Below are 25,330 nucleotides of genomic sequence, written 5' to 3'. Positions count from 1 at the left end.
CTCGACATGTCGACCACCACCACACGCGGGGTCGCCTCCCCCGCCCCGGCCAAGGTCTCGGGGGACCGGCCGCGGCGGGGCCTCAGGGCGAGCAGCACCTTCAACTTCTGGCTCTTCACCGGGCCGTTCCTCATCGGCCTGATCGTCTTCGTCTTCGTGCCGATCGGCTGGAGCCTCTATCTGAGCTTCTTCGAGGCCCGGTTCACGGTCACCCCGAGCGAGTTCGTCGGGCTGGAGAACTACAGGACGATCCTCTCGGACACGGACTTCAGGAACTCCCTGGTCACGTTCACCGTGTTCGCCGCCTTCATCGTGCCGACCACCTGGGCCATGTCCCTCGGGCTCGCGCTCCTGGTGAACCGGCTGCGGTTCATGCAGGCGTTCTTCCGGTCGGTCTTCTTCCTGCCGACCGCGGTCAGCTACGCGGCCGCCGCGCTGATCTGGAAGATGTCCATCTTCAACGGAGTCCGCTTCGGCCTGGCCAATACGGTCATCGGCTGGTTCGGGGTCGAGAACATCGCCTGGCTCGGCAACCCCGACCCACCGTGGTACTGGCTGGTCATCGTGACCGTCCGGCTCTGGCTGCAGTCCGGCTTCTACATGATCCTCTTCCTCGCCGCGCTCCAGAACATCCCGCGCGAGCTCTACGAGGCCGCCGCCATCGACGGCGCCAAGCCGGGCTGGCAGACCTTCCGGTACATCACGCTGCCCCAGCTGCGCGCGACGTCGACCGCGGTGATCCTGCTGCTGCTCATCGCCGCCTACCAGGCCTTCGACGAGTTCTTCATCCTGCTGGGCAAGGCCACCTGGGGCATGCCGCCGCTGGTCGAGCTGTACAAGATGGCCCTGGGTGAGAACCAGAACTACGGCGCCGGCAGCGCGGGTGCGCTGGTCCTGACCGCGCTCATCTGCCTCGTCACCCTGCTCCAGGGCAGGATCATGGGCTTCGGAAGGGGTGAGGAGTCCCAGTGACCACCACGGCACCCGACCTCAAGAGCGCGCCCGCGAAGCCGGCGAAGTCCCGGCGGCTCGGCGGCGTCATGGGCAGCACCGGTCTGTACATCGCGACCGGCATCGCCGCCCTCCTCTTCCTGATCCCGTTCTATCTGATCGTGCGCAACGCCTTCATGACGGACCCGGAGATCACGGGCGAGGAATGGAAGTGGTTCCCCACCGACATCCAGTGGAGCAACATCAAGGAGCCGTTCGACGACGTCACCGTCGACTTCGCGCGCTCCATGTGGAACTCCCTCGTCGTCGCCGTCCTGCACACCACGGGCATCCTGCTGATCTGCTCGCTGGCCGGCTACGGCCTCGCCCGCATCCCCTACAAGCACGCCAACAAGGTCTTCTACGCGGTCCTCGCCACCCTGATGGTGCCCACGGCCGTGACCTTCGTGCCGAGCTTCGTGCTGGTCTCGTCGCTCGGCTGGGTGGACACCTACCGCGGTCTGATCATTCCGGGCCTGTTCAGTGGTTTCACCTGCTTCCTGTTCCGGCAGTACTTCCTGGGGTTCCCCAAGGAGCTGGAGGAGGCGGCGCGCGTGGACGGACTCAGCTACTGGGGTGCGTACTGGCGGGTCGTGGTACCCAACTCGCTGAACTTCTTCGCGGCGATCGCCACGATCACGTTCATCGCGGGCTGGAACGCCTTCCTGTGGCCCCTGGTCATCGGCCAGGACCCCAGCGCGTGGACGGTCCAGGTGGCGCTCTCGTCGTACGCCACCAACCAGACCGTCAACTACCACCTGATATTCATGGCCACGGCCATCTCCATCCTTCCCCTGGTGTTCGTCTTTCTCTTCCTCCAGCGCTGGCTGGTGCAAGGGATCGCGCAGACCGGCATCAAGGGCTGACCCCGATCCGAACGACGTTTCACACGACCTGGAGACCGATGTCCTTCCGCACCACCGACGTCGACTACGTCGAGGACGTATCGCCGGGCAGCGGGGCCCTTCCGCCCCGCGCCTGGTACGCGTCCTCCGACGCCAAGTCCCTGTCCCTGAACGGCAGCTGGCGGCTGCGTGTGTCCCCGACGATCGACGCCGAGGACGACACGTTCGCCGAGGAGGGCTACGACGCCGGGGACTGGGCCGAGGTCCAGGTCCCCGGGCACTGGGTCCTCCAGGGGCACGGTTCGCCCATCTACACCAACCATCTGTACCCCTTCCCGGTGGACCCGCCGCACGTCCCCACCGAGAACCCGACCGGCGACCACCTGCGCGTCTTCGACCTGCCGGCGGACTGGCCGGACCTGTCGGAGGGCGGCGCGGTCATCCGGTTCGACGGTGTCGAGTCGTGTGCCCGGGTCTGGCTGAACGGCACGGACATCGGTGAGTTCAAGGGCTCGCGGATCCCGCACGAGTTCGCGGTGGGGCATCTGCTGAAGCCGGCCGGCAACGTCCTCGCGGTCCGGGTCCACCAGTGGTCGGCGGGCTCCTACCTGGAGGACCAGGACCAGTGGTGGCTGCCCGGCATCTTCCGTGACGTCACCTTGCTGCACCGCCCGGCCGGCAGCGCCGGCGACTTCTTCGTGCACGCCGACTACGACCACGTCACCGGCGAGGGCACGCTGCGGGTCGACTCCGACGTGGACGGGCGGGTGCTGGTCCCGGCGCTGGACATCGATGTCGCCACCGGCGAGCCGGTGACCGTCGGGGTCCAGCCGTGGTCGGCGGAGTTCCCGAAGCTGTACGACGGCGAGCTGGTCACCGAGGGCGAGCGCGTCCCCCTCCGGATCGGCTTCCGCACGATCGTCCTTCAGGACGGTCTGCTCAAGGTCAACGGCAGGGCGATCCTCTTCAAGGGCGTCAACCGGCACGAGTGGCACCCCGTAAAGGGCCGCGCGCTGGACCTCGCGACCATGCGCGAGGACGTGCTGCTGATGAAGCGGCACAACCTCAACGCCGTGCGCACCTCCCACTACCCGCCGCACCCGGCCTTCCTCGACCTGTGCGACGAGTACGGCCTGTGGGTCATCGACGAGGCCGACCTGGAGACCCACGGCTTCACCGAGCAGGACTGGCGGGACAACCCCGTCGACGACGACCGCTGGACGCCGGCCCTCCTGGACCGGGCGGCCCGGATGGTGGAGCGCGACAAGAACCACCCGTCGATCGTCTTCTGGTCGCTCGGCAACGAGGCCGGCACCGGCCGCGGTCTCACCGCGATGGCCGAGTGGATCCACGGCCGCGACTCCTCGCGCCTCGTGCACTACGAGGGCGACTGGAACTGCCGTGACACGGACGTCTATTCGCGGATGTATGCCAACCACGCCGAGGTCGAGGCGATCGGCAAGGAGCTCGACGGCGGCACCCTGGGGCGGCGTGAACTCCCCTTCATCCAGTGCGAGTACGGGCATGCCATGGGCAACGGCCCCGGCGGCATCGCCGACTACCAGGAGCTGTTCGAGAAGTACGACCGGCTCCAGGGCGGCTTCATCTGGGAGTGGATCGACCACGGCATCACCCACCCCGAGCTGGGCTACGCCTACGGCGGCGACTTCGGCGAGGAACTGCACGACGGCAACTTCGTCTGCGACGGCCTGGTCTTCCCCGACCGTACGCCGTCCCCGGGTCTGCTGGAGTACAAGAAGGTCATCGAGCCCGTCCGCATCGAGGGCGACGGCACCACCGTCCGGGTGACCAACAAGTACGACTTCGCCGATCTGTCCGGGCTCGCCTTCGAGTGGTCGTACGAGGTCGAGGGCGAGAGCGTGGAGGCCGGCTCGCTGTCGGTGCCCGCGCTGCGGCCCGGCGAGAGTGCCGAGGTGAAGCTGCCGGAGCCGACCGCGGACACACGGGGCGCGGAGACGCGGTGGACCGTGCGGGCGCTGCTCGCGGAGGACACGGCGTGGGGGCCGAAGGGTCATGTGGTGGCCTGGGGGCAGCTCCCGGTCGCCGCGCGCACGGTGCCGTCCGTCGCGGCCACCGACGGGCCCGTCCGCGGCGAGCGGCAGATCACGCTCGGTCCGGCCGCCTTCGACGCGCGTACGGGTGCGCTGAAGTCGGTCGGCGGGGTGGCCGTGGAGAATCCGCGGCTGGATGTGTGGCGGGCCACCACGGACAACGACGAGGGCACCGAGTGGCATTCGGGCATCCAGTACGCGGCGCTGTGGCGCACGCTGGGCCTGCACCGGATGCAGCACCGGCTGGACGCGGTGGAGCTGTCCGACGACGCGCTCACCGTCCGGACCCGGGTGTCGCCGGCCGCCCGTGAGGTGGGCCTCGCGACGGTGTACCGGTGGACCTCCGACGGCAACAGGCTGAAGCTGACGGTGTCCGTGGCGCCCGAGGGCGAGTGGACGGTGCCGCTGCCGCGGCTGGGCATCCGGCTGGGGCTCGCCGAGGCGGACGCGGTGGAGTGGTTCGGCGGCGGTCCCGGTGAGGCGTATCCGGACAGTCGTCTGGCGTCGGCCGTCGGCCGTTGGCGGTCGACTGTGGACGGTCTGCAGACGCCGTACGTCCGTCCCCAGGAGAACGGCGCCCGCGCCGACGTCCGCTGGGCCGAGATCGGCGGTCTGCGGATCGAGGGCGACCCGGAGTTCTCCTTCACGGCCCGCCGTTGGACCACCGAGCAGCTGGACGCGGCCCGGCACCGGCCCGACCTCGTCCCCGGCGAGACGGTCTGGGTCAACCTCGACCACGCGCACCACGGCATCGGCTCGCAGTCCTGCGGACCCGGTCCGCTGCCGCAGTACCGGCTGAAGGCGGAGCCGGCGGAGTTCTCGTTCGTGTTCTCGGCCGTCTGAGACCACCTGGCGAGATCATCGGTAAGAGAACCCCTAATCGATTGACTGATTGATCGACATTTTGACACTGTCAGAACGTCGCCTGCGGCCGGTCGGCACCTCTGCCGACCGGCCGCAACTCTGTTCTCTGACAAGGGAGTTGATGTCACTTGGTTGGCAGTATCGAGGTCCGCGGACTCTCCCGCACCTTCCACACCACCGTCCGCCGACCCGGCTTCACCGGCGCGGTCCGCTCGCTCGTCAATCCGGAGCGGGTCGCCAAGCACGCCGTCACCGACATCACCTTCGACGTGGCCCCGGGCGAACTCCTCGCCCTGCTGGGCCCGAACGGCGCCGGCAAGTCCACCACCATCAAGATGCTCACCGGCATCCTCACCCCCACCGCCGGGCACGCCAGGGTCGCCGGCGTGGTGCCGTACGAGGAGCGTGAGCGCAACGCCCGCAACATCGGCGCGGTGTTCGGCCAGCGCACCCAGCTGTGGTGGGACCTTCCGGTGCGGGAGTCGTTCGCGATCCTGCGGGACATCTACGAGGTGCCGAAGACCGAACACGCCGCCCGGCTAGCGGAGTTCGACGACCTCCTGGACCTCTCCTCCTTCTGGGACACCCGGGTCCGCCACCTCTCCCTCGGCCAGCGCGTGCGCAGCGACCTGGCCGCCGCCCTCCTCCACGACCCGCCGGTCGTCTTCCTCGACGAGCCGACCATCGGCATGGACGTGGTGGTCAAGGAGCAGGTGCGGGAGTTTCTCCGACATCAGGTCGAGCAGCGCGGCCGTACGGTCCTGCTCACCACCCATGACATGACGGAGGTCGAGCGGCTCGCCGAACGGGTCGTCCTGGTCAACCACGGACGTCTGGTCCTGGACGGCACCCTCGACGAGATACGCCGCAAGTTCGGCTCGACCTGGCAGATACGGACCACCCTCGCCGACCCGCACGCCGAGATCGTTCCGCTGCCGGGCATCGCCCTGCTCCAACGGACGGGCGCCCGGCTGGTGTTCGGCCCGGACGGCACCGAGGGCGTCGACGCCCCGACCGTGCACCAGGCGCTGAAGGCGGTCATCGAGCGGTACGAGGTGACGGACATCGCGCTCGACGAGGCGGACCTCGAGGACGTGATGCGGGCCGCCTACGTCCATGCGGACGGTGTCTGACATGGCGGCGATCCACGGCTGGCGCGCCGCCCGCGTCACCCCGCTCGGCGAACTGCACACCCCGCCCCGGATGACCGCCGCCCTGCTCCGGCTGACCGTGCAGGTGGTGCTGGTGGCGTCCCTGTGGCACGGCCTGTACGAGAACACCGGCACCACGGCCGGACTCGACCGCGACCAGGCGGTGACGTACGCCGTCCTGGCCGTACTGGCCTCCCGCCTAAGGGAGTTGGACCAGTACACGGGGCGTGACACCGTCCTGCAGCACATGCACTTCGGCACGATCGTCTACTGGTACCTGCGCCCGCTGAAGCCCCAGCGCTACTACGCCCTGCGCGCCCTCGGCGAGCAGCTGTACGGCGTCGCCTGGGCGCTCGGAGCATACGCGGTGTGCCTGGCGGCCGGTGTCGTGGAACCCCCGAAGTCGGCGGCCGTGGCCGGGGTGTTCGCGCTGAGCCTGCTGCTGGGCCAGGTCGTCCTGTACTACGTGATGCTCATGATCGACCAGCTGTGCTTCTGGACCCTGCGCAACGGCGCCGCGATGCTCATCCTGATCTTCGCGCAGAACCTTCTGGCGGGGGTGTACGCGCCGCTGTGGTTCTTCCCCGACTGGTTCATCACGCTGAGCGCGTTCCTGCCGTTCCAGGCGACGCTGAGCGTGCCGCTGTCGATCTACATCGGCCGGATCGGACTCGCCGACGCGGGGGCGCAGTTGGCGATCCAGGCCGCCTGGGTCGTCGTACTCGCCCTGTTCACCCGTCTGTTGTGGCGCCGGGCCGCCCGTCGTGTCATCTCCCAAGGAGGCTGAGGTGAACGCCGTCCGGATCATGTGGCGCATCACGCGCCTCAACTTCCGTGCCCAGCTGGAGTACCGTTCCGAGTTCCTGATGATGATCGCGATCGGTGCGGTCTGGCAGGTGTCGGTGATCGTGTTCGCGACGGTGCTGCTCACCCGGTTCACCGGGATGGGCGGCTGGGACAGCTCCGACGTGCTGCTGATCCCGGCGACCCGGATGCTGGCGCACGGTCTGTTCGTGCTGTTCCTCGGCCGGGTGCACGGTCTGGGGCGGCACATCCAGGAGGGGGTCATCGACACGTATCTGGTCCGTCCGATGCCGGTCCACCGCCAGCTCCAGCTGTCCGTCTTCCCCACCAATGCGATCGGTGACCTGACGGTGGCCGTGGGCCTGATGGCGGGTGCGCTGAGCCGCAGCGACCTGGACTGGACGGCGGGCCGGATCTCGTACCTGATCGCGGCCGTGCTCGGCGGGATGCTCCTGGAGGCGGCCCTGTTCACGGTCGTGGCCTGCGCCTCCTTGCGTTTCCCGGCCGCCGAGTACTGGGGCCGCTGGCTGGAGGAGCTCCTCGGCACCTTCGGCAGCTACCCGCTCAACGTGCTCCCGAAGGCGGTGGGCGGCTTCCTGACGTACGGTCTTCCGCTCGCGTTCGTCGCCTACTTCCCGGCCGCCGTGCTGACCGGGCACGGCCATGACACCGGTGTCCCGTACTGGCTGGCGGCGGCCTCGCCGCTGCTGGGGGTGCTGGCGTATCTGGGGGCGCGGTGGCTGTGGCGGTGGAGCCTCGGGCACTACACGGGGGTGAACGGATGACGGCCGGGCCCGTCCGGCAGGGGCCCGGCCTTAAGGGGCGGGGTCCCAACGGGCAGCTCAGGCGGGTGTCCCCGGCGTCCGTCGTGCAGGTGTCGGCGCCGGGGCCGCCGCCCGCGGTGTCGTTGCCGTAGCTCGCGCTGATGGTGTCGTCGCCGCTCAGGCCGCAGATCACGTCGGCGCCGGAGCCGCCGGTGATCGTGTCGTTGCCGCTGGTGCCGATGCGGGTGCAGCCGCGGGAGTTGTCGACCGCGGTGGTCACGGTGGCCGTGTTGTCGGCGGTCGCCGGGTCGGTCTGGGTGGCGGTGACCGTGGCCTTCGCGGTGAGGGTGCCGGTGGCCCGGGGTTCGGCGACGACGGTGACGGTGGCCCTGGCGCCGGGGCGAGGGTGCCGAGGGCGCAGGAGACAGCGGTGGTGCAGGTGCCCTGGGAGGGGGCCGCCGAAATGACGGTGCCCGCCGGTCCCGTGAAGGTGTCGGTGAGGGTGACGCCGGTGGCGTTCGCGGTGGTGCTGTTGTCGGTGACGGTCACGGTGTACGTCGCCCGGTCGCCGATGCTGACGGTGGCGGTGCCGGTCTTGGTGACCGCGAGGTCGACGCCGGTCGTCGGGGGCGGGGGCGGCGGGGTGCCGGTGCCGCCGAGGTAGCGGGCGAGGGCGCGGTCCTCGTCGGTGTCGCCGAACGCGACGATCCTGCCGTCGGTCTGGAGGGCGAGGGCGCCCGCCCTGTCGTTGGCGCCGAAGTCGGTGGTGGTCCGGCCGCCGCCCGCGGCACCGGCGGCGAGGATCCGGTCGTCGGGCTGGACCGCGAGGTCGTTCACCACGGACGTGGGGCCGAAGTCGGTGGTGACGACGCCGCCGGTGCCGAAGCCGCCGTCGCGGGTGCCGTCCGGGTTGTGGCGGACCAGGGAGAAGTCGTCGCCGGTCCGGCCGGACATGAGGATCTTGCCGGTGGACTGCACGGCCACGGTCTCGCCCCAGTTGTAGGCACCGGCACGAGTCGTGGGGCGCACTGTCGTTCTCCCCGGTCGCGTATGTCGTCTCCGTCCCCGACGGCAGCGGCACCCGGTACGTGTTCGACGCCGAGGGGTACGACGCGGTGTGGCGGGCCCTGGACGAACTGACGTCGACCTGCCGGGAGGCGGCGGCGACTTGACGCTCCCGGCGGTCCGGGAGGCGCGGCGGCGCCGTGACCCGAGGGCCACGCGGCGAGGCCCGGGGCTACACGGGGTTGTCCAACGGGCTCGGCCCGCCGTTCCGGGAGGGCTGGTCGGCCTGTTCGGGCTGTTCCGGCCGGTCGACCTGTTCGGGCTGTTCGGCGGGGAGTTCCGCAAGGGTGCGGATCCCCGGTATCGGTGACGGCAGCAGCCACAGCACCGACAGCACCCCGCCGACGGCGACCGTGACGAAGGTCGCCCGCAGCCCGGACGTCGTGGCGAGCGCCCCTCCCGCGAGCGCGCCGAGGGGGCGCACACCGTAGTTGACGGTGGTGAAGGCGCCGGTGACGCGGCTGCGCAGGGCGTCCGGAGTCACCGCGGTCTGCAGGGAGTTGAGGTTGACGTCGAACCACATCACCCCGAGCCCCACCAGGAAGTGGGCGCCGCCCAGGCATCCGGCGGCGGCCCAGGCCGGACCGCCCGCGACCGCGGCGAGGGCGAAGGGCGCCGGGAACAGCACGGCGCCGACGGCGACCGCGCGCCCGACGCCGATACGGCGGGACAGCCAGGGCGCGGTCAGCGCGCCGGCGAGGGAGCCGGTCGCCCCGACGCCCAGGGTCAACCCGATGGCACCCGGGGAGAGGTGCAGGACCCGGTCCGCGAACAGCACCACCATGCCGGTGCCCGCGAGGAACGTGAAGAAGTTGACGGTCGTGCAGCAGCCGAGGCTCGCCCGCAGCACCGGGTGCCGCACCACGAACGCCAGCCCGGCGCGGGCGTCCCGCAGCAGCGCGGGCACGGCGGCGCCGGTACGGGCCGCGGGCGCCGGCTCCTCCACCGCGACCCGGCCCAGCAGCAGCGCGGACGCCAGGAAGGACAGGGCGTCCACGACGACCGTGACGGGCGCGCTCAGCGCCTGTACGAGGCCGCCGCCGAGCGCGGGACCGGCGACGAACGAGGCCGAACGGGCGGCGCTGAACTTGCTGTTGGCGTCGACGTACGAGGCGCGCGGCACCAGGCGGGCGAACAGCGGCTGCCAGGCGCAGCCCGCCACCACGCCCGCGAGGCCGGTGAGCAGGGCCACCGCATACAGCTGCGCGAGCGTGACGGTGCCCCACAGATACGCGGCGGGCAGCGACAGCAGCAGCCCCGCCCGTACGAGGTCGGTGACGACCAGCACCCGCCGTTTGCGCCGCCGTCCGTCGACCCAGGCGCCCAGGACGAGCCCGAGCAGATGGGGCGCCCAGGCGAGCGCGGTCAGCCAGGCGACCTGGGCGGCGGAGGCGTCCAGGAGACCGACGGCGATGAGCGGGACCGCCACCTCGCAGACGCGGTCGCCGAACTGCGAGACGGCGCTGCTGGTCCAGGTGAGCACGAAGGGCCGGTCACGCCAGAGGGAGGTCTCGGAGACCGATGTCCGGGGGCGCCTCATTCCGGGGTGCCGGACTCGTCGGCTGCTCCGGACTCGTCGTCCGCCGCCTCGGGCAGGGCGTACATCAGCATCCGCACGGCCCTGCTCCCCGGCGGCCGTTGGGCTGCCTCGCGGTTGACGTACGGGGCGAGGAGCTCCTCCATCGCGTCCTTCAGTGCGGCCAGCTCCTGGGCGGTCACGGCGATCCCGGTGTTGTTGGACATCGCGGCGGCGAGCCACTCCGGTTCCAGCTCCGGGGCGGTCTCGGTGAGCCAGCGCATCGGCAGCTCCGCGCGGCTCGCGAACATCTCCCCGGCGAGCACCTGGGCAGCGGCCCGGCCCTCCTCGTCCTCCGGCACCTCGAAGCGGTAGCCGCGCGCCACGGCCTCCCAACGCCGCTCCCGCCGGTCCGCCCCGGCCTCCGCGTCCCTGACCAGCCCGAATCCGGCGAGATGGCGCAGATGCCAGCTGGTCACGGACGGGGTGGCGCCCACGTGCGGGGAGAGCTGGGTGGCCGTGGCCGGGCCGTACCGCTGGAGCCGCTCCAGGGCGGCCAGCCGTACCGGGTGGGCGAGGGCGCGCATGGCCTTCGGGTCGGTGATCTCCAAGTCGCCGAAGCGATTACCGGCATCCATGACGTGAGAGTGTCCTCTCACAAAGCATGAGAGTCAACTCTCATGTCTCTCACTGTTTCCCCAACTCCCCTTGCCCGTCACACTGGTTGCCGTCGAACCTGAACAGCGCTCAGCTTTCCCGTCCCCCACTTTCGACCGGAGCCCCCGCATGAGAAGACTGATCGGCACCCTCGCGGCCGCCGCGCTGGCCGTCACCGGCCTCGTCGGCACCACCGCGACACCGGCGGCCGCCGCCACGACCGGTTCGTTCAATGTGCTGACGTACAACGTCGCCGGCCTCCCGGAGGGCCTGAGCTCCGGCCACCCCGCGACCAACACCCCCCTGATCTCACCGCGGTTGGGGGCCTACGACATCGTCAACGTCCAGGAGGACTTCAACTACCACGCGGCCCTGTACGCCGGCGACAACCACCCGTACCGCACGGCGACCAGCGGCGGCGTGCCCTTCGGCGACGGTCTCAACACCCTCTCGGACTACGCCTTCGAGGACTTCGAGCGGGTGCAGTGGAACACCTGCACCGGCACCAACTGCCTGACCCCGAAGGGCTTCTCGCTCGCCCGGGTCCGGCTCGCCGACGGCGTCTTCGTCGACCTCTACAACGTCCACACCAACGCGGACGACACCGACGACGCGCTCGCCGCCCGCCGCGCCAACGTCCAGCAGCTCTCGGACTTCATCCAGGCGAACTCCTCCGGCAACGCGGTCATCGTCATGGGCGACACCAACACGCGCTACACCCGCTCCGGCGACAACATCCGCACCCTCGCCGACACGAACGGCCTCACGGACGCGTGGGTGCAGCTGGCGAAGGGCGGGGTGCGGCCGACGCAGGGCGCGGACCCGCTGCTGTGCCCCACCTCCGCGCCGCCGAACGGCTGCGAGGTCGTGGACAAGGTCCTGTACCGGGGCAGCAAGCTGCTCTCGCTGACGGCCACCCGCTACAACAACGAGTGGGCGTCGTTCCTGGACTCCGCGAGCGCCAACCTCTCCGACCACTTCCCGCACACCGTCGACTTCTCGTACACCCTCAACTCCGCCCTGCGGGCGAGTGACTTCTTCGGCGGCCCGCACGGCACGGCCTACAACGACGCCGACGACCTCCCGGCCACGGTGTCCCCCCGCACCCTCACCCTCCGCGGCGCCTCCCGCCTGGACGCGGTCTCGCTGACGCACGACGGCGGTACGGTGCTGAGCCACGGCGGTACGGGTGGCACGGCCACGTCCCTGACCCTGGCGACCGGCGAGCACCTCACGTCCGTCAAGCTGACACAGGGGCAGAGGGACGGCCACACCCGGATCTTCTCGGCCGCCTTCACGACCGACAAGGGCCGCACGCTGACCTCCGGTACGGCGACCTCCGACACCAAGACCTTCACGGCACCGTCGGGTTGGCAGATCGTCGGCTTTACCGGGCGATCGGGCTCCGAGATCGACAAGCTGGGGGTGCTGTACGCGCCGATCGGCTGACGATCGCCGCGCTGTCCGACTTGGTGTCACCGGCTGCCGGCCTGTACTCAAGGAGTGATCAGTACAAACTGGAGGGGGGCCGGTGACACCGGAGGCTCTTGGACCGTTCAACCGCCGGGTTCGCCTGGTCGTCGAGGTCCGTGACGACCAGGACGAACTGGAGCTGGCGACCAGCCTGTTCGAGGCTCAGGGCTGGGGCGTGCGGCCCGTCCGTGACGGTGACACGGTCACCGCCGACGACGGGTACACGGGACTCATCGTCGAAATACCCGTGCACGGGTCACGATGGACGGCGCGCGGTGCGGCCGCCGAGAGACTGACCTCGCTCGCCGACCGGCGGAAGATCGACCTGTGGATACGGGAGACCAAGCTGGTCCCCCTCAAGCCGGCCGCACCGCACACCACTTACCACGTGCATCACAAGGTGCCCGAGGGTGTGCACCCCGTCCTGCGCCGGCTCGCCGAGCACTGGATCGCCGTGGGCGGGTGGGACGTACGGCACACCCTGCATCTGCGCGGGGAGCAGAGCGATGCACAACGCGAGCTGGCGCTCGCCGAGTTGGAGTCGCGCAACATCGGCGGGCGGCCGTTCGACCGCGCGGTGCATGACGTCCGGCTGGCGATGGGGCCCCGGAGCAACGGAAGTTCGCAGGATCCGCGACAGCAGGCCATCACCGTCGCGGTGACCGTCGCCGTGGGCCTGCTCTGCCTGGCGTGCGGCATCGTGCTCGGCGTCCTCTCGACTCCGTGGCGGTGGTCGGTCCTGCTGGTCCCGGCCGGGCTGTCCTGGCCGGCGGGTGCCTGGATGACCTCCAACGCGCCCCGGCCGTGGCCGGTCCGTCTGGGGTGCGGCGCCGCGTTCATGGGGGCGTTGACCTACGCCGGACACATGTGGGCGAGCTCCCAAGAGGCAAGCCTGGCCCAGCAGTTCGTCTGGCTCGTGGTGACGCTCGGCATCGGCTTCATCGCCTTCGGCCTCTGGTACGCGCTCAGCGCGTCCTGGTTCAGCCGCAACATGCAGTGGTTCCTGCCGGTGCTCGCCGCGCCGCTGCCGTTCGTCATCCCCTGGGCGGGGGCGTTCCTGCACGCCGTGTATCTGGAGGACATGTTCGGAATCCCCGCCGACGCCGTGCACGTCGGCTTCTTCTGGCAGTACGCGGTCGCGCTGAAGCCGCTGGGGGTAGCGCTGGTGTGCGTGCTGGCGGCCGTCGCGGTGGGCGGTTGGGCACGGCATTTCAACGTCGTCGCGTCCGTCGCCGGCTTCTTCCGCCTGATGCTGGTCCTGGCCGGGCTGATCGCGGTCCTCACGACGGTGTCCCTGTCACTCGACGACGTGCAGAAGGCCGCCGCCCGGGCCATGGACGCGGCGACCGCCGGCCACCGTCCCCCCGCCTACTACGGCCTCAAGGGCGAACTGGTCTGCGTACGCCCTCTCGCGAAGGAGATCCCGGTCGTCAACGGCCCCGTCCCCACGGCCCACCCGGTGATCTCCTTCCGGGCGAGCGGCGACACGCTGTGGCTCTGGGACCCGTCCCCGTCCCGCGGTGACGACACCGATCGCCATGCGCTACGGGTGAGGGCGGAGGACGTCGCGCTGATCAACGCCACCGGAACGCGCTGCTGAGGAGCGGTCGGGGAGCCGGGTCCGAGGCACACCCCGGGGACGGGGCCCTGAGTGCTTCGAGGGCTTCGAGGGCTTCGAGGGCTTCGAGACACATCGTGCAGATGATCTCCGCGGCCGGGTCGATGCCGTCCGGGCCGCTGATGCCGCAGAGGGCGGTCCGCCACGGGACGTCACGGCAGCACACGAGATGGGCGGGGTCCCTCACTCCTCCGGCGGCTGCCCCTCGATCAGCCGCTCCGCGATGTCGTACGCCCATTCCTGCGCCCACCGGCGGAGGTCCACGACGGCCCCGTCGTCGAGCCCCCGCGCGGTGAACTCCGCGTCGTCGATCCAGTCCGTGGCGGCAAGGCGGGCCTGGAGGTCGGTGAGGTCGAAGGGGTCACGGGTGTGCCGGCGGCCCAGTTCCTCGAGTTCGGGGTGGCTCCAGAGCTTCCGGCCGGCGTGGACGTCGACGAGGTCGCGGGGGAGGCCGAGGTCGGCCAGGGCGCGGACCTTGGTGCCGATGACGTCCTCGAGGGCGAGGGCCGGTCCGAGTCCGGTCGGTACCGGCGGGCGCCAGAACACCTCCTTGGCGAGCTCGACCTCGTACTCGGCCCCGGAGTCGGGTGCCGTGACGATCAGTTGAGCGGTGAGGGGACTTCTCCCCACGGTCCGCACCCGCCAGCCGCACTCCTCCAGACCGGCCCGGACCGTGGCCGCGATGAACTCCATCCGTGCCGGGTTCTCCGTCGCCACGCTCACACCGTCGCCGGCGCCGTCCAACAGACCGTGCGCCCGGACCGCGCAACTGCCGCTGACCGCGAGGGGGAACAGCGAGCCCACGGCGAGGATGTCGCCGAGCAGACGGCGATGCGGGTCGGACATCCCCCGATTATCGACGCCCGCGCCTCGCCTTACTGCACTAGCATCCTGCCTAGATACCCTAGGTTCGCCCCCGGAGACTTGATGGCCCGCGCAGGAATCACCGCCGACCGCCTCACCGCGGCCGCCGCCGACCTCGCCGACGAGGTCGGCTTCGACCACGTCACCCTCTCCGCGCTGGCCCGGCACTTCGGCGTCAAGGACGCGAGCCTGTACTCGCACGTCAAGAACCTCCAGGAGCTGCGCACCCGCGTCGCCCTGCTCGCCGGCGGCGAGATGATCGACGCGATCGCGGTCGCCGTGGCGGGCCGGGCCGGGAAAGACGCGCTGGCGGCGTTCGCGGGGGCCTATCGGGAGTACGCGCTGGCGCACCCCGGGCGGTACGCCGCCACCCAGATCCGTGTCGACCAGGCCCTGATCGCCGACTCCCCCGCCCTGCACCGCACCGCCGAGATCACCTACGGCATGCTCCGCGCCTACGGCCTGGAGGAACCCGATCTCACCGACGCCGTACGCCTGTTGCGCAGCACCTTCCACGGCTACTGCGCCCTGGAGTCCACCGGCGGCTTCGGCGCCCCCCGCGACGTACGCAAGTCCTGGGACCGGACCGTCGACGCCCTGCACGTCCTGCTGGAGAACTGGCCCCGCGAGGCGACGCATCCCGACGACTGACCCCCGCCACGGCATCCGGGGCCCCGGTCCTACGCGGTACGTTCCGCCGCACTCCGCTCCACGCAGAACTCGTTGCCCTCCGGGTCGGCCAGCACCACCCATCCCGTACCGTCCGGCCTCCGCTGATCGTCGACCAGTTCGGCACCGAGCGCCAGCAGCCGTTCGACCTCCTCGTCCCGGGTCCGGTCCTGCGGCTGGAGGTCCAGATGGACGCGGTTCTTGACCGTCTTCGGCTCCGGCACGGTGACGAAGAGCAGGCCCGCGCCCTCGATCAGGGCCTCCTCGTCGCCGGGGTGGTCGTCCTCGTGCACGGGCAGGCTCAGGACCTCTGACCAGAAGCCCGCGAGGGCGTAGGCGTCGGTGCAGTCGATGGTCGTGTGACGGATGGCGGAAGTCATGCGGCGGATTCTCGTGGAGCCGCGTCGCGCGGATCAAACGGGTTCCCGACCACGAAGACGCCGAAGATCACCCGCCTCGCCCTCTGAGGGCGGTCCCGGCGGCTGCCCTCGCGGTGTTCAGCCGTCCGCCCCCGCGGCGAGGGTCCCGGCCATCCGGCGTATGACCTCCTCGGGCAGCGCCGGGTTCCGGGCGGCCGTCTCCGGGCCGCCGCCTCTCAGCAGCCAGACCAGGAGCCGGGCCGGCAGCTGCGGATGGAGCGCGGCGGCATGCCGTACGTCCTCGTGCGGGTCCTGCAGCAGCCTCGCGGCCGCGGCGGCCGACAGCCGCGGGTCGGTCGCGGCGCGGTAGCGCACCTCCTTGCTGGGGTCGCGGCTGAGCCGTTCCACCAGCTCGGGGGTCGACTCCGGGTCGTCCAGGGCCAGTCGGCGCATGCGCGGGCTGGGGTCGTCGGCGTACCGAAGGAGGCCGTGGCGGGGGAAGTTGGGGTGGCCGCGCGGCCGGTCGGGGGCGGTCAGGCTGCCGTCCCACCACTTCCACACCGACAGAAGCATGTCCGCGGGGGCGTCGTCGCAGGACTCGGCGAGGAACAGCTGGACGACGCGGTCCTCGTCACGGGCGAGGCGTTCGACGACGTCCGGCGGCAGACGCCGGGCGCGGGCGACGCTTCTGCGCACGAGGGGGTGGGCGGAGGCGGCGAGGCGGCGCATGGCGTCCTCGTCCTCATGCAGGGCGACGACCCAGTCGAGATCCCAGTAGTGGACCTTCGGGTCGAACTCGAAGTCGACGGCGGCGCGTTGCTCCTCGGTGAGGTCGGCCCGCTGCGCCACGGCCGAGCGGACGTACGCGTCGGGATCCTCGGCGAGGAGGAGGACGAGGTCCAGGTCCAGGCGCGGGTTCTCGGCGAGGGCACGACGCTCCTGGTACTCGCCGTGCCGTACCAGGTGCTCGGCGAGTTCGCGCTCCAGAAGGCAGGTCTCCAGCGCCTTGGTGCGGACCTCGGACACTTCCACGGCCTCGAACACAGGCCGGGGCATGGGGTGTTCCTGGTGATGCAGCAGCCGGGCCCGGGCGCGGACGACGCCGTGCGGATCGGCGAGGAGCAACTCCCGTGCGCAGGCGTCGAGTCGGGGCCATGCCGTCTGACAGGCCGTGGCCCGCACGGAGCCGTCGGGGTCGGCGGTGAGCGTGAGCGCCAGATCGACGGGCAGGGCCGTCAGGCGCGCGGCCTCGGAGCGCACGCGCGCCGAGGGATCCGCGGCGAGCCTCCGGCAGGTGTCCTCGGTCAGCTCGACCCGGTGATCCGCGGCCACCATCGTGAGGATCCACCGGTGACGCTCGGACTCCTCACCGGCGATCACACGGGCCCACTGTCCGGGGGTGAGCTTCTGGTGCTCGACCGCGCGAAGCCGCGTCTTCCACTCCGGGTCGTCCAGGAGCGCGTCCACGCTCTCCGTCGGCAGTCGGCCGTATATCGCATACGACGATCCGTACGCCGACGCCAACAGCGGCCGGAGCTCCGCCGGGGTGGCCGGATTGAGCGAGAGCCCGTCGGCCCAGGACTCGAGCAGCGCCTTCGCGGGCCCCGGCCCCGAGAACAGCGTCTCCCAGGCGGCCGCCCGCTCCTGTGCCGTCTCCCGTCCGGCGGCCTGCGCGGCCTCCTCCTGCCGCGCCTTGACCCGGTCGACGGCGACGAGCCGGACGTCGCGTTCCCCGCTCGTGGCACCCACCAGCGCGTCCCCGTCCGGCGACAGGGTGAGGAACTCCGGCCGCCCGGGCCGCTCCCCGAGCGCTCCGGCGAGATCCCATGCGGCGCCGAGCCGAACCCGTACCCACCGCCGCGACGAGCAGCCGACATCGACGAGGAACACCCCGTCCGCTCCGAGGATCCCGGCCTCCGAGGCCAGCCGGTACCACTGCGCGTTGACCTCATCGGCCAGGTCGGACCGTTCCGACCGGACCTTCACGGTCGGCTCGGCCTCCCCCTCGACGACATACCGCCGAGCGAACGGAACCGGCAGCACCTCCTCGATCTGCTGATCGGCCGCGATCTCAAGTCCGGCCCGCTCCAGCTGCTGTATGTGCTCGCATCCCCCAGCCATGATCCCCATACTGCCCGAACCGCTCAGCCGGAGGTGACGACGTCCAGCCCGGATTCCGCCGGCCGCACCCGCACTTCGGACCCGTCGGACCAGCGAACCGTGACCCCGCCCTCCCCATCGGCCGTCACGGTCACGGCCTCCCCCAACGGCACCGGATCCGCCTCCCCCGTGAGCCTGGCCAGCGCGACGAAGAGCGTCCCGCCCTCGCCGACGACCCCGGTCAGCCCCTCGTCGAGCCCGACGGCAGGCACGAGCTCCGCCCGCACCCCTTCCCCGGCCGCCCACCCGGTGACCCGTACCGCCGTCCCGGGCGCGACCCCGGCCACCAGATGCGCCCGCACCTCCACGGCCCCGCGCGCCAGCACCACGCTCGTCACCCGCGCTCCCCCGCCGCCCACGTGCCGCGACGCCACCCACCCGTCACCGACCCCGAGCGGCTCGATGTCCGTACGGCTCGGGTCGCCCCCGACGATCACGCTGTTGTCGTACGACGGCGAGGGCGCGGTCACGGTCGAGTACGCGAGGCGGGTGTAGTACGGGTCGTAGCGGACGTCCTCGCTGCCGTGGTTGTGAAGCCGGACCAGTCCGTCCGAACGGGTCGACTGGAGCAGCCAGTTGGGGGCGGCGACCGGCCGGACCTCGTCCGCGAGCTCGACCGGGGACGCCTCCTCCTCGGCCGTCCACACCTCGTGGTCCGGTGGGAGAAGCAGTCCGATGAAGGCCTTGCTCGCCCAGTACGGCGAGGCGGGCCCCGAGTAACCCTGGAGGACGGCGGGGTCGGGGCCGTGCCAGCCGAGGGTGAGCAGACCGTCGGAGTTCACCGCGCCCCGGTCCAGGAAGTACTTCAGCGCCCCGGACGCCAGCCGCCGGGTCGCGCCGGGGGTGAGCGGGGTGTGGCCGGTGAGGGCGCCGAGCCACAGGGGCGCTGTGGTGGCGAAACGATAAGTCAGGGAGCGGCCCTGGTGCACGGGGGCGCCGTCGCCGCCGAACAGTCGGCTGTAGTCGGCAAGGTGGGCCGCCAACCGTTCACCGTATACAGTCGACAGCCGACTGTCGTTCGCGAACCAGGCGTGCAGCACCGGATACAGGTGCATGGCCCAGCCGTTGTAGTAGTCGAACTTCCGCCCATCGCCGTCGGTGTACCAGCCGCCCCCGACGTACCACTTCTCGATCCGTTCCAGCCCGCGGTCGATCGCCTTCCGGGACGCCTCGACCTCGTAGCCGATCTCCTGGAGGAACCCGCCGACGGTGACGGGGAACAGCTCCCAGTTGCAGGGCCAGGCCTCGGCGGTCAGGGCGTCACCGAGCCAGGCGGCCGCCCGCTGCCGTACCGGCTCGTCCAGCCGGTCCCACAGCAACGGCCGCGTCAGCCGCAGCGCCACGGCGATCGAGGCCGCCTCCACCAGCGGCTGGCTGCGGTCCTCGATCCGGGGCCAGACACCGGAGACCCCGGCCGCGAGGCCTTCGGCATACCGCTGGAGCGCGGTCTCGTCCTGCCGGAACGCGGCGAGCAGGATCGTACGGGCGTATCCCTCAAGTCCGTCGGAGAGCCGCCCGGACCAGCTGGTGCGGTCGCCGGGGAAGCAGTAGAGGGCGCCGCCCTCGGCGGCGAACGGCTCGGTCGCGGCGAGCAGCCCGTCGGCGGCGGCCTCCCAGTGGGCACGCGTGTATCCGGTGTAGGGGCTGCGGATGCGATCGGCGGGAGGCAGGTGCATGGGCTCTCTTTCAGATCTTGAAAACGTCCGGTGCGCTACCGCGCCCCAAGGGGCGCGGGGCCGGCTCGATGTGCGGCTCTGCCGCGTGGGCGCGACCAGTCCCCACCGGGCCGCAGGTTGTTCATCGGCTCACCGAGTGGAACGTGAACGTACAGGCCTGGGGCGCCCCGGTTCCGGTCGAGGCGCCCCAGGGGCTCATCCCACCCGCACCCGGCCTTCCGGCACCAGGTGCTGGGCGACGAGTTCGTCGCGGACGAGGCCGGCGTAGACCGTGGCCCCGTGCACGGAGGTGTGCGTGTTGTCCCGCTTCTCGTTGTAAAGGTAAATCGACTTGGAACCCTCGACTCCCAAGGATTCCACGAGTGCCTTCGTCTTCGCCGTCAAGTCGATCAGCGGGACGTCCTGCGCGGCGGCGACCGAGCGGATGACTGCGGGGTGGTCGACGCCGAGGCCGTTGACCAGGAGTGCGGTGTTGTTGTTCAAGGTGCCGTCGGAGTTGAACCAGCGTCGCACGATCGGCGTCACGAGGACAGGCTCACCGCCCTTTTCGCGGATCCCGGCGACCAGTGTCTCCAGGTTCGTCCGGTAGGTCGCCTCGTCGGTGGTCTTGTCGTTGTGCGCGAGCTGGACCAGGACCAGGTCGCCGGGGTGGATCAACGGCTGGACCGCGGCGAAGAGTTGAGGGTTCGACAGATAGGTGACCGTACTCTCGCCGGAGTCGGCGTAGTTGGCGACCGAGAGGCCCTTGCGCAGGTACTGGGGCAGTTGTTGGCCCCAGCCCGAGTACGGGTCGCCGGGCTGGTCACAGACCGTGGAGTCGCCGACGAGGAAGATCTGCCGGGCGTGCCGGGCCGGGGTGACCTGGATGCCGGCGAGGGCGGGCGCCGAGCCGCCGAGCACGAGATCGAGTCCCGGGGTGCCCTCCGCGCCGGTGGGTTCCCCCTCCGGCACACGGACGTTCACCGTGAAGCTGCGGGCGACGCGCTCACCGGCCGCGGCGGCGGTCTCGGGGAGCAGGGAGCGGCGCGTCTCGCCGCTGATGCTCGTGCTCGACCCGGCGTCGCCGCCGAGGAGGACCTTGACGTCGTAGGTGCCGGCCGGGACGTCGAAGTGGCAGGCGCCGGCGGTGCAGTTCTCGAGGCCGAGGGGGCGGTGGCGTCCCTGCTCCTCGGCGGTCGCGTGGGCGGTGGCGTGGACGGTCGCGTGGGCCGGTGCGGCGGTCAGTGCGGTGCTCAGGGCGACCGTCGCCAGCAGGGCGAGGTTGAAACGTCTCATTCGCGGCTCCTCAGTCACGGCGGCAGGGCGGCAAGTCCTGGCGGCTGGGACCGTACCCCTCCCGGCAAGCGCTTTCTAGACCTTGAACCGATTTCACAAGATTGCCAACCTCCGGAAAGTGAAAGCCCTTTCGCGAAATCGATTCAACTGTCACTCTCGCTCTCACCCGCACCACCCCCACATGTCTCGGAGGAGGCACCCCCATGTCCGGATCCGCAGGGAACAGACCGGTCCGCCGCCGCACCTTCGTGCTCGGCACCGCGGCCGCCGCCGGGTCGGCCGCGCTCGCCGCAGGACCGCTCGCCGGGACGGCCTCGGCCGCGGCCTTCGGCTGGCGCGACGACGGCTCGAACTACGTCGTCGACACCGGCGCCAACCTCGTCTTCAAGGTCAGCAAGACCAACGGCGACCTGACCTCGCTCGTCTACCGCGGCACCGAGTACCAGGGCTACGGCGGCAAGAACTCGCACATCGAATCCGGCCTCGGCACCTCGACGGTGACGATCAGTCAGTCCGGTTCGACGATCCTGGTCTCGGTCGCCTACGGCACGCTCCGGCACTACTACGCGGCCCGCAGCGGCGAGAACAACATCTACCTCTGGACCAACCGGGCCGACACCTCCGTCGCCTCGACCCGCTTCATCCTGCGCGTCAAGGCGGGCCTGTTCCTCAACGACGAGCCCGACTCCTACACCTACGCGCCCACCACCATCGAGGCTTCGGACGTCTTCGCGAAGTCCGACGGCCAGACCCGCTCCAAGCACTACTCCAAGCTCCGGGTCATCGACTACAACCACATCGGCTGGACGACCGGCAGCGTCGGCCTGTGGATCGTCCGCTCCAACCACGAGAAGGCCTCCGGCGGCCCCTTCTACCGCTCCCTCCTGCGCCACCAGAGCGCCGACGGCGGCGGTCTGTACGAGATCCTGCACTACGCCCAGAACCAGACCGAGAACGAGCGCTTCGGCCTCCAGGGCCCGTACGTCATCGCCCTCACGGACGGCGGCGCGCCCTCCTCGTCGCTGTACCCGGGCACGCTCACCACCTCGTGGGCCGACTCGCTCGGCATCTCGGGATACGTGCCCTCGGGCGGCCGGGGCCGGGTCGCGGGCGTCGGGATCACGGGCCGGAACACGGCGTACCCGTACACGGTCGGGCTCGCGAACTCCGCCGCCCAGTACTGGGGTTCGGCACGCTCGTCGGACGGCTACTTCTCGATCACCGGCGTGCTGCCGGGGACGTACACGCTGACCGTCTACAAGAGCGAGTTGGCTGTATACAGTACATCGGTGACCGTATCCGCCGGCGGGACGACCACGCTGAACTCCATCGCCATCCCTTCCTCGAACGATCCGAGCAACGCGAGCGCGATCTGGCGGATCAACGACTGGACCGGCACACCGAGCGGCTTCAAGAACGCCGACCTGATGACGTACGCCCATCCCTCCGACGTCCGCGCCGCCTCCTGGACCGGCAACGTGGTCATCGGCAGCGGCTCCGAGACCTCGGCCTTCCCCTGCTACATCTGGAAGGACGTCAACAGCGGTCTGCTGGTGTACTTCAAGCTGACCGCGGCCCAGGCCGCCGCCGCGCACACGCTGCGCATCGGTGTGACGACGGCCTACGCCAACGGCCGGCCGCAGGTCGTCGTCAACGACACCTGGACGTCGGCGATCCCCTCCCCGCCCACCCAGCCGAGCACCCGGTCGCTGACCAACGGGTCCTACCGGGGCAACAACCACACGTTCACCTACAGCGTGCCGGCCAGCGCCTGGCTCACGGACACCAGTCGGTACAACATCCTGAAGATCAACGTGGTGAGCGGTTCGGGGTCGACGTCCTATCTCAGCGCGGGCACGTCGATCGACGCGATCGACCTGCTCGCGTGAACTGAGAGGGCGTCAAGTACCGCGCGTCCACTGCTGGTTCGTCGCTCCGTTGCAGGTGTACGTGATGACGGCGGCGGAGTTGGCGGTGGACGCGCCGTTCACGTCCAGGCATTCCCCGGTGGCGCGGGCCTTGATCAGCCAGTAGCTGCCGGAGGCGGTGAGGCTCCACTGCTGGGTGGTCGCGCTGCCGCAGTTCTCCTGGGTGACGGTGGCGGCGTTCTCCTGCAGGCACAAAGAGCTGCCGCGGCCGACCAGCTGGTAGTAGCCGGTGCCGAGGTCCTTGAACCACCACTTCTGGTTGCCGCCGCTGTTGCAGGTGTACTGGCTGATCGCGATGCCCTGCCACAGCGACTGGTCGGGCACGTCCGCGCACTTGGAACTGTTGCGCGCGATCAGCGTGTTGTACGTGGCGCTCGTACCGCTGATCGTCCCCGCGGCCGCGTCGACGGTGACCTCGGGGTACCAGGACATCGACATGGTGGTCGAGGTCGGGAAGGTCAACGGCAGCCACACATAACGGGAGTCGCTGACGGTGCCGCCGAAGGAGTTGCCCCAGCGGTCGCCCATGTAGAGGTACGAGGTGCCCGAAGTGCCCTGCACCGGAAGGACGTAGGCGGTCTGCGAGTTGTACGTCGCGGAGTCGCCGACGTTCGCCATCGAGGTCCAGGGGCCGGCGAGCGAGGTGGCGGTGGCGTACTTCTGCTGGTTGGCGCTCCAGCCGGTGGCGCCCGAAGTCAGCATGAAGTAGACGCCGCCCCGCTTGAAGAGCGCCGGGGCCTCGCGGTGGCCGCCCGCCCAGGGATTGGCGACCAGGCTGTCGATGCCGGTGTAGGACGGGTTGAGCTTGTAGATGTGCAGGTCGTAGTTCTCGTTGGCGGCCGAGACCATGTAGCCGGTGCCGTCCGTGTCGACGAACGTCGTGATGTCACGGGACATGTAGGTGTCGAACGGCCGGAAGCTGCCTTGGTAGGTGTAGTTGCCGTCGACGGTGTCGGAGACGGCGACGGCCGCGCGGGCCTCGCTGTAGTCGGTGCCGTTCTCCTTGTGCATCCACATCACGAACTTGCCGGTGGAGGCGTTGTACATGACCTTGGGCCGCTCGATGTAGGCGGTGCCGAGCTCCGCGGCGGAGGACTGGGTCAGGACGTTGTTCCTGAACTCCCAGTTCTTCAGGTCGGTGGAGCGGTAGGCGGACACGTACCGGAAGGTGTTGTCGGCGTTGCGGTTCTCTCCGAACCAGTAGTAGTACGACCCGACCTTGATGACCCCGCCGCCGTGGGCGTGCAGGGCGCTTCCCGAACTGTCGGTGAACTGGACGCCGTTGGGGATGGTCAGGGCGGCGGCCTGGGCGGGGCCCGCGGTGACGAGGGCGCCGGCCAGGGCCAGACAGAGGGCGAGCAACACCGCGTACGCACGTCTCATGACGCGACCTCCTGGTTCGTGACGGTGTCCGCCACCGGTATGCCGAAGTCCGGGGTGCCGTCCGCGTTCCAGCCGAGCTTCTGGACGCGGGTGTGCCGGTTGGGGTCGTTCAGCGGGTCGCCGACGATCTCCTTGTACTGGCGGGCGTGGTAGACGAGGACGTCGCTGCGGCCGTCCTCGGCGACCGTGAAGCAGTTGTGGCCGGGGCCGTACTGCTTGGTGGTGTCGTTGCTGGTGAAGACCGGGACCGGCGACTTGGACCAGTTCGCGGGGTCCATCAGGTCGGCGTCCGCGTCGACGGTCAGCAGACCCATGCAGTAGTTGAAGTCGGTGGCGCTGGCCGAGTACGACATGAACAGGCGGCCGTTGCGGGCGATGACGGACGGGCCTTCGTTGACCTTGTAGCCGATGCATTCCCAGTCGTACTCGGGTGTGGACAGCCGGACTTGAGGCCCTGTCAGGGTCCAGGGGTCGGCCATCTTCGACAGCCAGAGAGCGGTGTTGTTGGCCATGCCGGGCTCGTGCTGGGCCCAGGCGAGGTAGCGGGTGCCGCGGTGGGTGAAGGTGGTGGCGTCGAGGGAGAAGGTCTCCCAGGCCGTCCTGATCTGACCGCGCTCGGCCCAAGTCCCCTTGAAGGGGTTGGGGTTGGCGTTCTCCAGGACCCAGATGCGGATGTCCCAGACGCTCTCGGCGGGTGCGGAGGCGAAGTAGATGTACCACTTGCCGCCGATGCGGTGGATCTCCGGCGCCCAGATGTGGGCGCCCATCGGGCCGGTCTCGTGCTTGGTCCAGATGACCGACTCGGCGGCCGTGGCAAGGCCGCCCAGGGTGCGGGAGCGGCGCAGGACGATCCGGTCGTACTCGGGGGCGGTGGCGGTGAAGTAGTAGAAGCCGTCGGCGTGCCGGTGGATGTGCGGGTCGGCACGGTTGCGGACGAGCGGGTTCACGAACGGGGCCGCTTTCCGCGGGCTCGGGTCGGCTGCGCCGACGGCGGGGGCTGCTGCGGCAACCGTGGGGGTGGCGGCCAGGGCGCCCGCGGCCAGGGCACCCTTCAGCAGCAGTCGGCGATCGGGGACGGAGGGAACGCGGCTCATACGGTCTGCCTCTCGGGTGGGGGTGTCCTGAGAGTGATGTTCGATATTGAGAACATCTGTTGTTATTGCGAACAGCCGAAAGGTAAGGCTGGGGAACGGGGAG

At 70.4% G+C, this 25,330-nt stretch carries 20 protein-coding genes and 1 pseudogene; 10 read left to right on the top strand and 11 right to left on the bottom strand.

Translation table 11 applies throughout. The annotated features are described in order from the left end of the window. Positions 1 to 6: 6 nt before the first annotated feature. From PH203_RS07580 to PH203_RS07555, 6 genes are all read left to right on the top strand, one after another. Positions 7 to 972, top strand: a complete 966-nt coding sequence (locus tag PH203_RS07580; protein ID WP_289917765.1) for a sugar ABC transporter permease — start codon at positions 7 to 9, stop codon at positions 970 to 972. Further along, positions 969 to 1,856, top strand: coding sequence for a carbohydrate ABC transporter permease (locus PH203_RS07575; protein WP_289917764.1), 888 nt, complete (start codon positions 969 to 971; stop codon positions 1,854 to 1,856). Before PH203_RS07580 ends, PH203_RS07575 begins: the two co-directional genes overlap by 4 nt. A gap of 38 nt (positions 1,857 to 1,894) precedes the next feature. Next, the gene (locus tag PH203_RS07570; RefSeq protein ID WP_289917763.1) at positions 1,895 to 4,750 is read left to right on the top strand and encodes a glycoside hydrolase family 2 TIM barrel-domain containing protein; all 2,856 of its coding nucleotides are present in this window, start codon (positions 1,895 to 1,897) and stop codon (positions 4,748 to 4,750) included. 149 nt (positions 4,751 to 4,899) lie between these two features. After that, the gene (locus tag PH203_RS07565) at positions 4,900 to 5,904 is read left to right on the top strand and encodes an ATP-binding cassette domain-containing protein (protein ID WP_289917761.1); all 1,005 of its coding nucleotides are present in this window, start codon (positions 4,900 to 4,902) and stop codon (positions 5,902 to 5,904) included. A gap of 1 nt (position 5,905) precedes the next feature. Then, positions 5,906 to 6,709 (top strand): ABC-2 family transporter protein, encoded by an 804-nt coding sequence (locus PH203_RS07560; protein WP_289917759.1) that lies wholly within the window; start codon positions 5,906 to 5,908, stop codon positions 6,707 to 6,709. 1 nt (position 6,710) lies between these two features. Then, on the top strand, positions 6,711 to 7,511 hold the full coding sequence (locus tag PH203_RS07555; RefSeq protein WP_289917757.1) for an ABC-2 family transporter protein: 801 nt from the start codon (positions 6,711 to 6,713) through the stop codon (positions 7,509 to 7,511). A 109-nt stretch (positions 7,512 to 7,620) separates the two neighbouring features. On the opposite strand, the pseudogene PH203_RS07550 reads toward PH203_RS07555, so the two are convergent. The 4 genes and pseudogenes from PH203_RS07550 to PH203_RS07535 all read right to left on the bottom strand — a co-directional run. Continuing rightward, positions 7,621 to 7,770: pseudogene (locus PH203_RS07550) on the bottom strand (calcium-binding protein); the annotation flags it as partial. After that, positions 7,767 to 8,519, bottom strand: coding sequence for a hypothetical protein (locus tag PH203_RS07545; protein ID WP_289917755.1), 753 nt, complete (start codon positions 8,517 to 8,519; stop codon positions 7,767 to 7,769). The pseudogene PH203_RS07550 and the gene PH203_RS07545, both read right to left, overlap by 4 nt. Positions 8,520 to 8,727: 208 nt before the next feature. After that, on the bottom strand, positions 8,728 to 10,095 hold the full coding sequence (locus PH203_RS07540) for an MFS transporter (protein WP_289917754.1): 1,368 nt from the start codon (positions 10,093 to 10,095) through the stop codon (positions 8,728 to 8,730). Continuing rightward, positions 10,092 to 10,709, bottom strand: coding sequence for an ArsR family transcriptional regulator (locus tag PH203_RS07535; RefSeq protein ID WP_289917753.1), 618 nt, complete (start codon positions 10,707 to 10,709; stop codon positions 10,092 to 10,094). The genes PH203_RS07540 and PH203_RS07535 overlap by 4 nt, the downstream gene beginning before the upstream one ends. A 148-nt stretch (positions 10,710 to 10,857) precedes the next feature. Here PH203_RS07535 and PH203_RS07530 point away from each other — a divergent pair, with 148 nt between their 5' ends. Together PH203_RS07530 and PH203_RS07525 are read left to right on the top strand one after the other, a co-directional pair. Further along, complete coding sequence (locus tag PH203_RS07530; RefSeq protein WP_289917752.1) at positions 10,858 to 12,177, top strand: jacalin-like lectin; 1,320 nt, start codon at positions 10,858 to 10,860, stop codon at positions 12,175 to 12,177. A gap of 82 nt (positions 12,178 to 12,259) precedes the next feature. After that, positions 12,260 to 13,801, top strand: coding sequence for a hypothetical protein (locus PH203_RS07525; RefSeq protein WP_289917750.1), 1,542 nt, complete (start codon positions 12,260 to 12,262; stop codon positions 13,799 to 13,801). Positions 13,802 to 14,002: 201 nt separating this feature from the next. Here the strand turns inward: PH203_RS07525 and PH203_RS07520 are convergent, their stop codons facing one another. After that, positions 14,003 to 14,665, bottom strand: a complete 663-nt coding sequence (locus PH203_RS07520) for a hypothetical protein (protein WP_289917749.1) — start codon at positions 14,663 to 14,665, stop codon at positions 14,003 to 14,005. Between the two features lie 81 nt (positions 14,666 to 14,746). Here PH203_RS07520 and PH203_RS07515 point away from each other — a divergent pair, with 81 nt between their 5' ends. Further along, positions 14,747 to 15,334 carry a TetR-like C-terminal domain-containing protein gene (locus PH203_RS07515; protein ID WP_289917747.1) on the top strand — a complete coding sequence of 196 codons (588 nt, stop codon included), beginning with the start codon at positions 14,747 to 14,749 and terminating at the stop codon, positions 15,332 to 15,334. 29 nt (positions 15,335 to 15,363) lie between these two features. Here the strand turns inward: PH203_RS07515 and PH203_RS07510 are convergent, their stop codons facing one another. The 4 genes from PH203_RS07510 to PH203_RS07495 all read right to left on the bottom strand — a co-directional run bounded on the left by PH203_RS07510 (position 15,364) and on the right by PH203_RS07495 (position 20,822). Then, on the bottom strand, positions 15,364 to 15,732 hold the full coding sequence (locus PH203_RS07510; protein ID WP_289917746.1) for a VOC family protein: 369 nt from the start codon (positions 15,730 to 15,732) through the stop codon (positions 15,364 to 15,366). 117 nt (positions 15,733 to 15,849) lie between these two features. After that, the gene (locus PH203_RS07505) at positions 15,850 to 17,832 is read right to left on the bottom strand and encodes a PE-PGRS family protein (RefSeq protein WP_289917745.1); all 1,983 of its coding nucleotides are present in this window, start codon (positions 17,830 to 17,832) and stop codon (positions 15,850 to 15,852) included. A 23-nt stretch (positions 17,833 to 17,855) separates the two neighbouring features. Continuing rightward, positions 17,856 to 19,547, bottom strand: a complete 1,692-nt coding sequence (locus PH203_RS07500) for a DUF2264 domain-containing protein (protein WP_289917743.1) — start codon at positions 19,545 to 19,547, stop codon at positions 17,856 to 17,858. Between the two features lie 195 nt (positions 19,548 to 19,742). Beyond that, complete coding sequence (locus tag PH203_RS07495; protein WP_289917742.1) at positions 19,743 to 20,822, bottom strand: rhamnogalacturonan acetylesterase; 1,080 nt, start codon at positions 20,820 to 20,822, stop codon at positions 19,743 to 19,745. A 203-nt stretch (positions 20,823 to 21,025) separates the two neighbouring features. Here PH203_RS07495 and PH203_RS07490 point away from each other — a divergent pair, with 203 nt between their 5' ends. Continuing rightward, positions 21,026 to 22,711, top strand: coding sequence for a rhamnogalacturonan lyase B N-terminal domain-containing protein (locus tag PH203_RS07490; protein WP_289917739.1), 1,686 nt, complete (start codon positions 21,026 to 21,028; stop codon positions 22,709 to 22,711). 12 nt (positions 22,712 to 22,723) lie between these two features. Here PH203_RS07490 and PH203_RS07485 read toward each other — a convergent pair whose 3' ends face one another. Continuing rightward, a complete protein-coding gene (locus PH203_RS07485; protein WP_289917738.1) occupies positions 22,724 to 24,133 on the bottom strand; it encodes an RICIN domain-containing protein in 1,410 nt (469 codons plus the stop codon). Beyond that, complete coding sequence (locus PH203_RS07480) at positions 24,130 to 25,227, bottom strand: glycoside hydrolase family 43 protein (protein WP_289917737.1); 1,098 nt, start codon at positions 25,225 to 25,227, stop codon at positions 24,130 to 24,132. Before PH203_RS07480 ends, PH203_RS07485 begins: the two co-directional genes overlap by 4 nt. Between the last annotated feature and the right edge of the window lie 103 nt (positions 25,228 to 25,330).

This window comes from Streptomyces sp. S.PB5, from assembly GCF_030403745.1.
In the GTDB taxonomy this organism is placed as follows: Bacteria; Actinomycetota; Actinomycetes; order Streptomycetales; family Streptomycetaceae; genus Streptomyces.
This window is presented reverse-complemented; position numbering and strand designations above follow the sequence as displayed.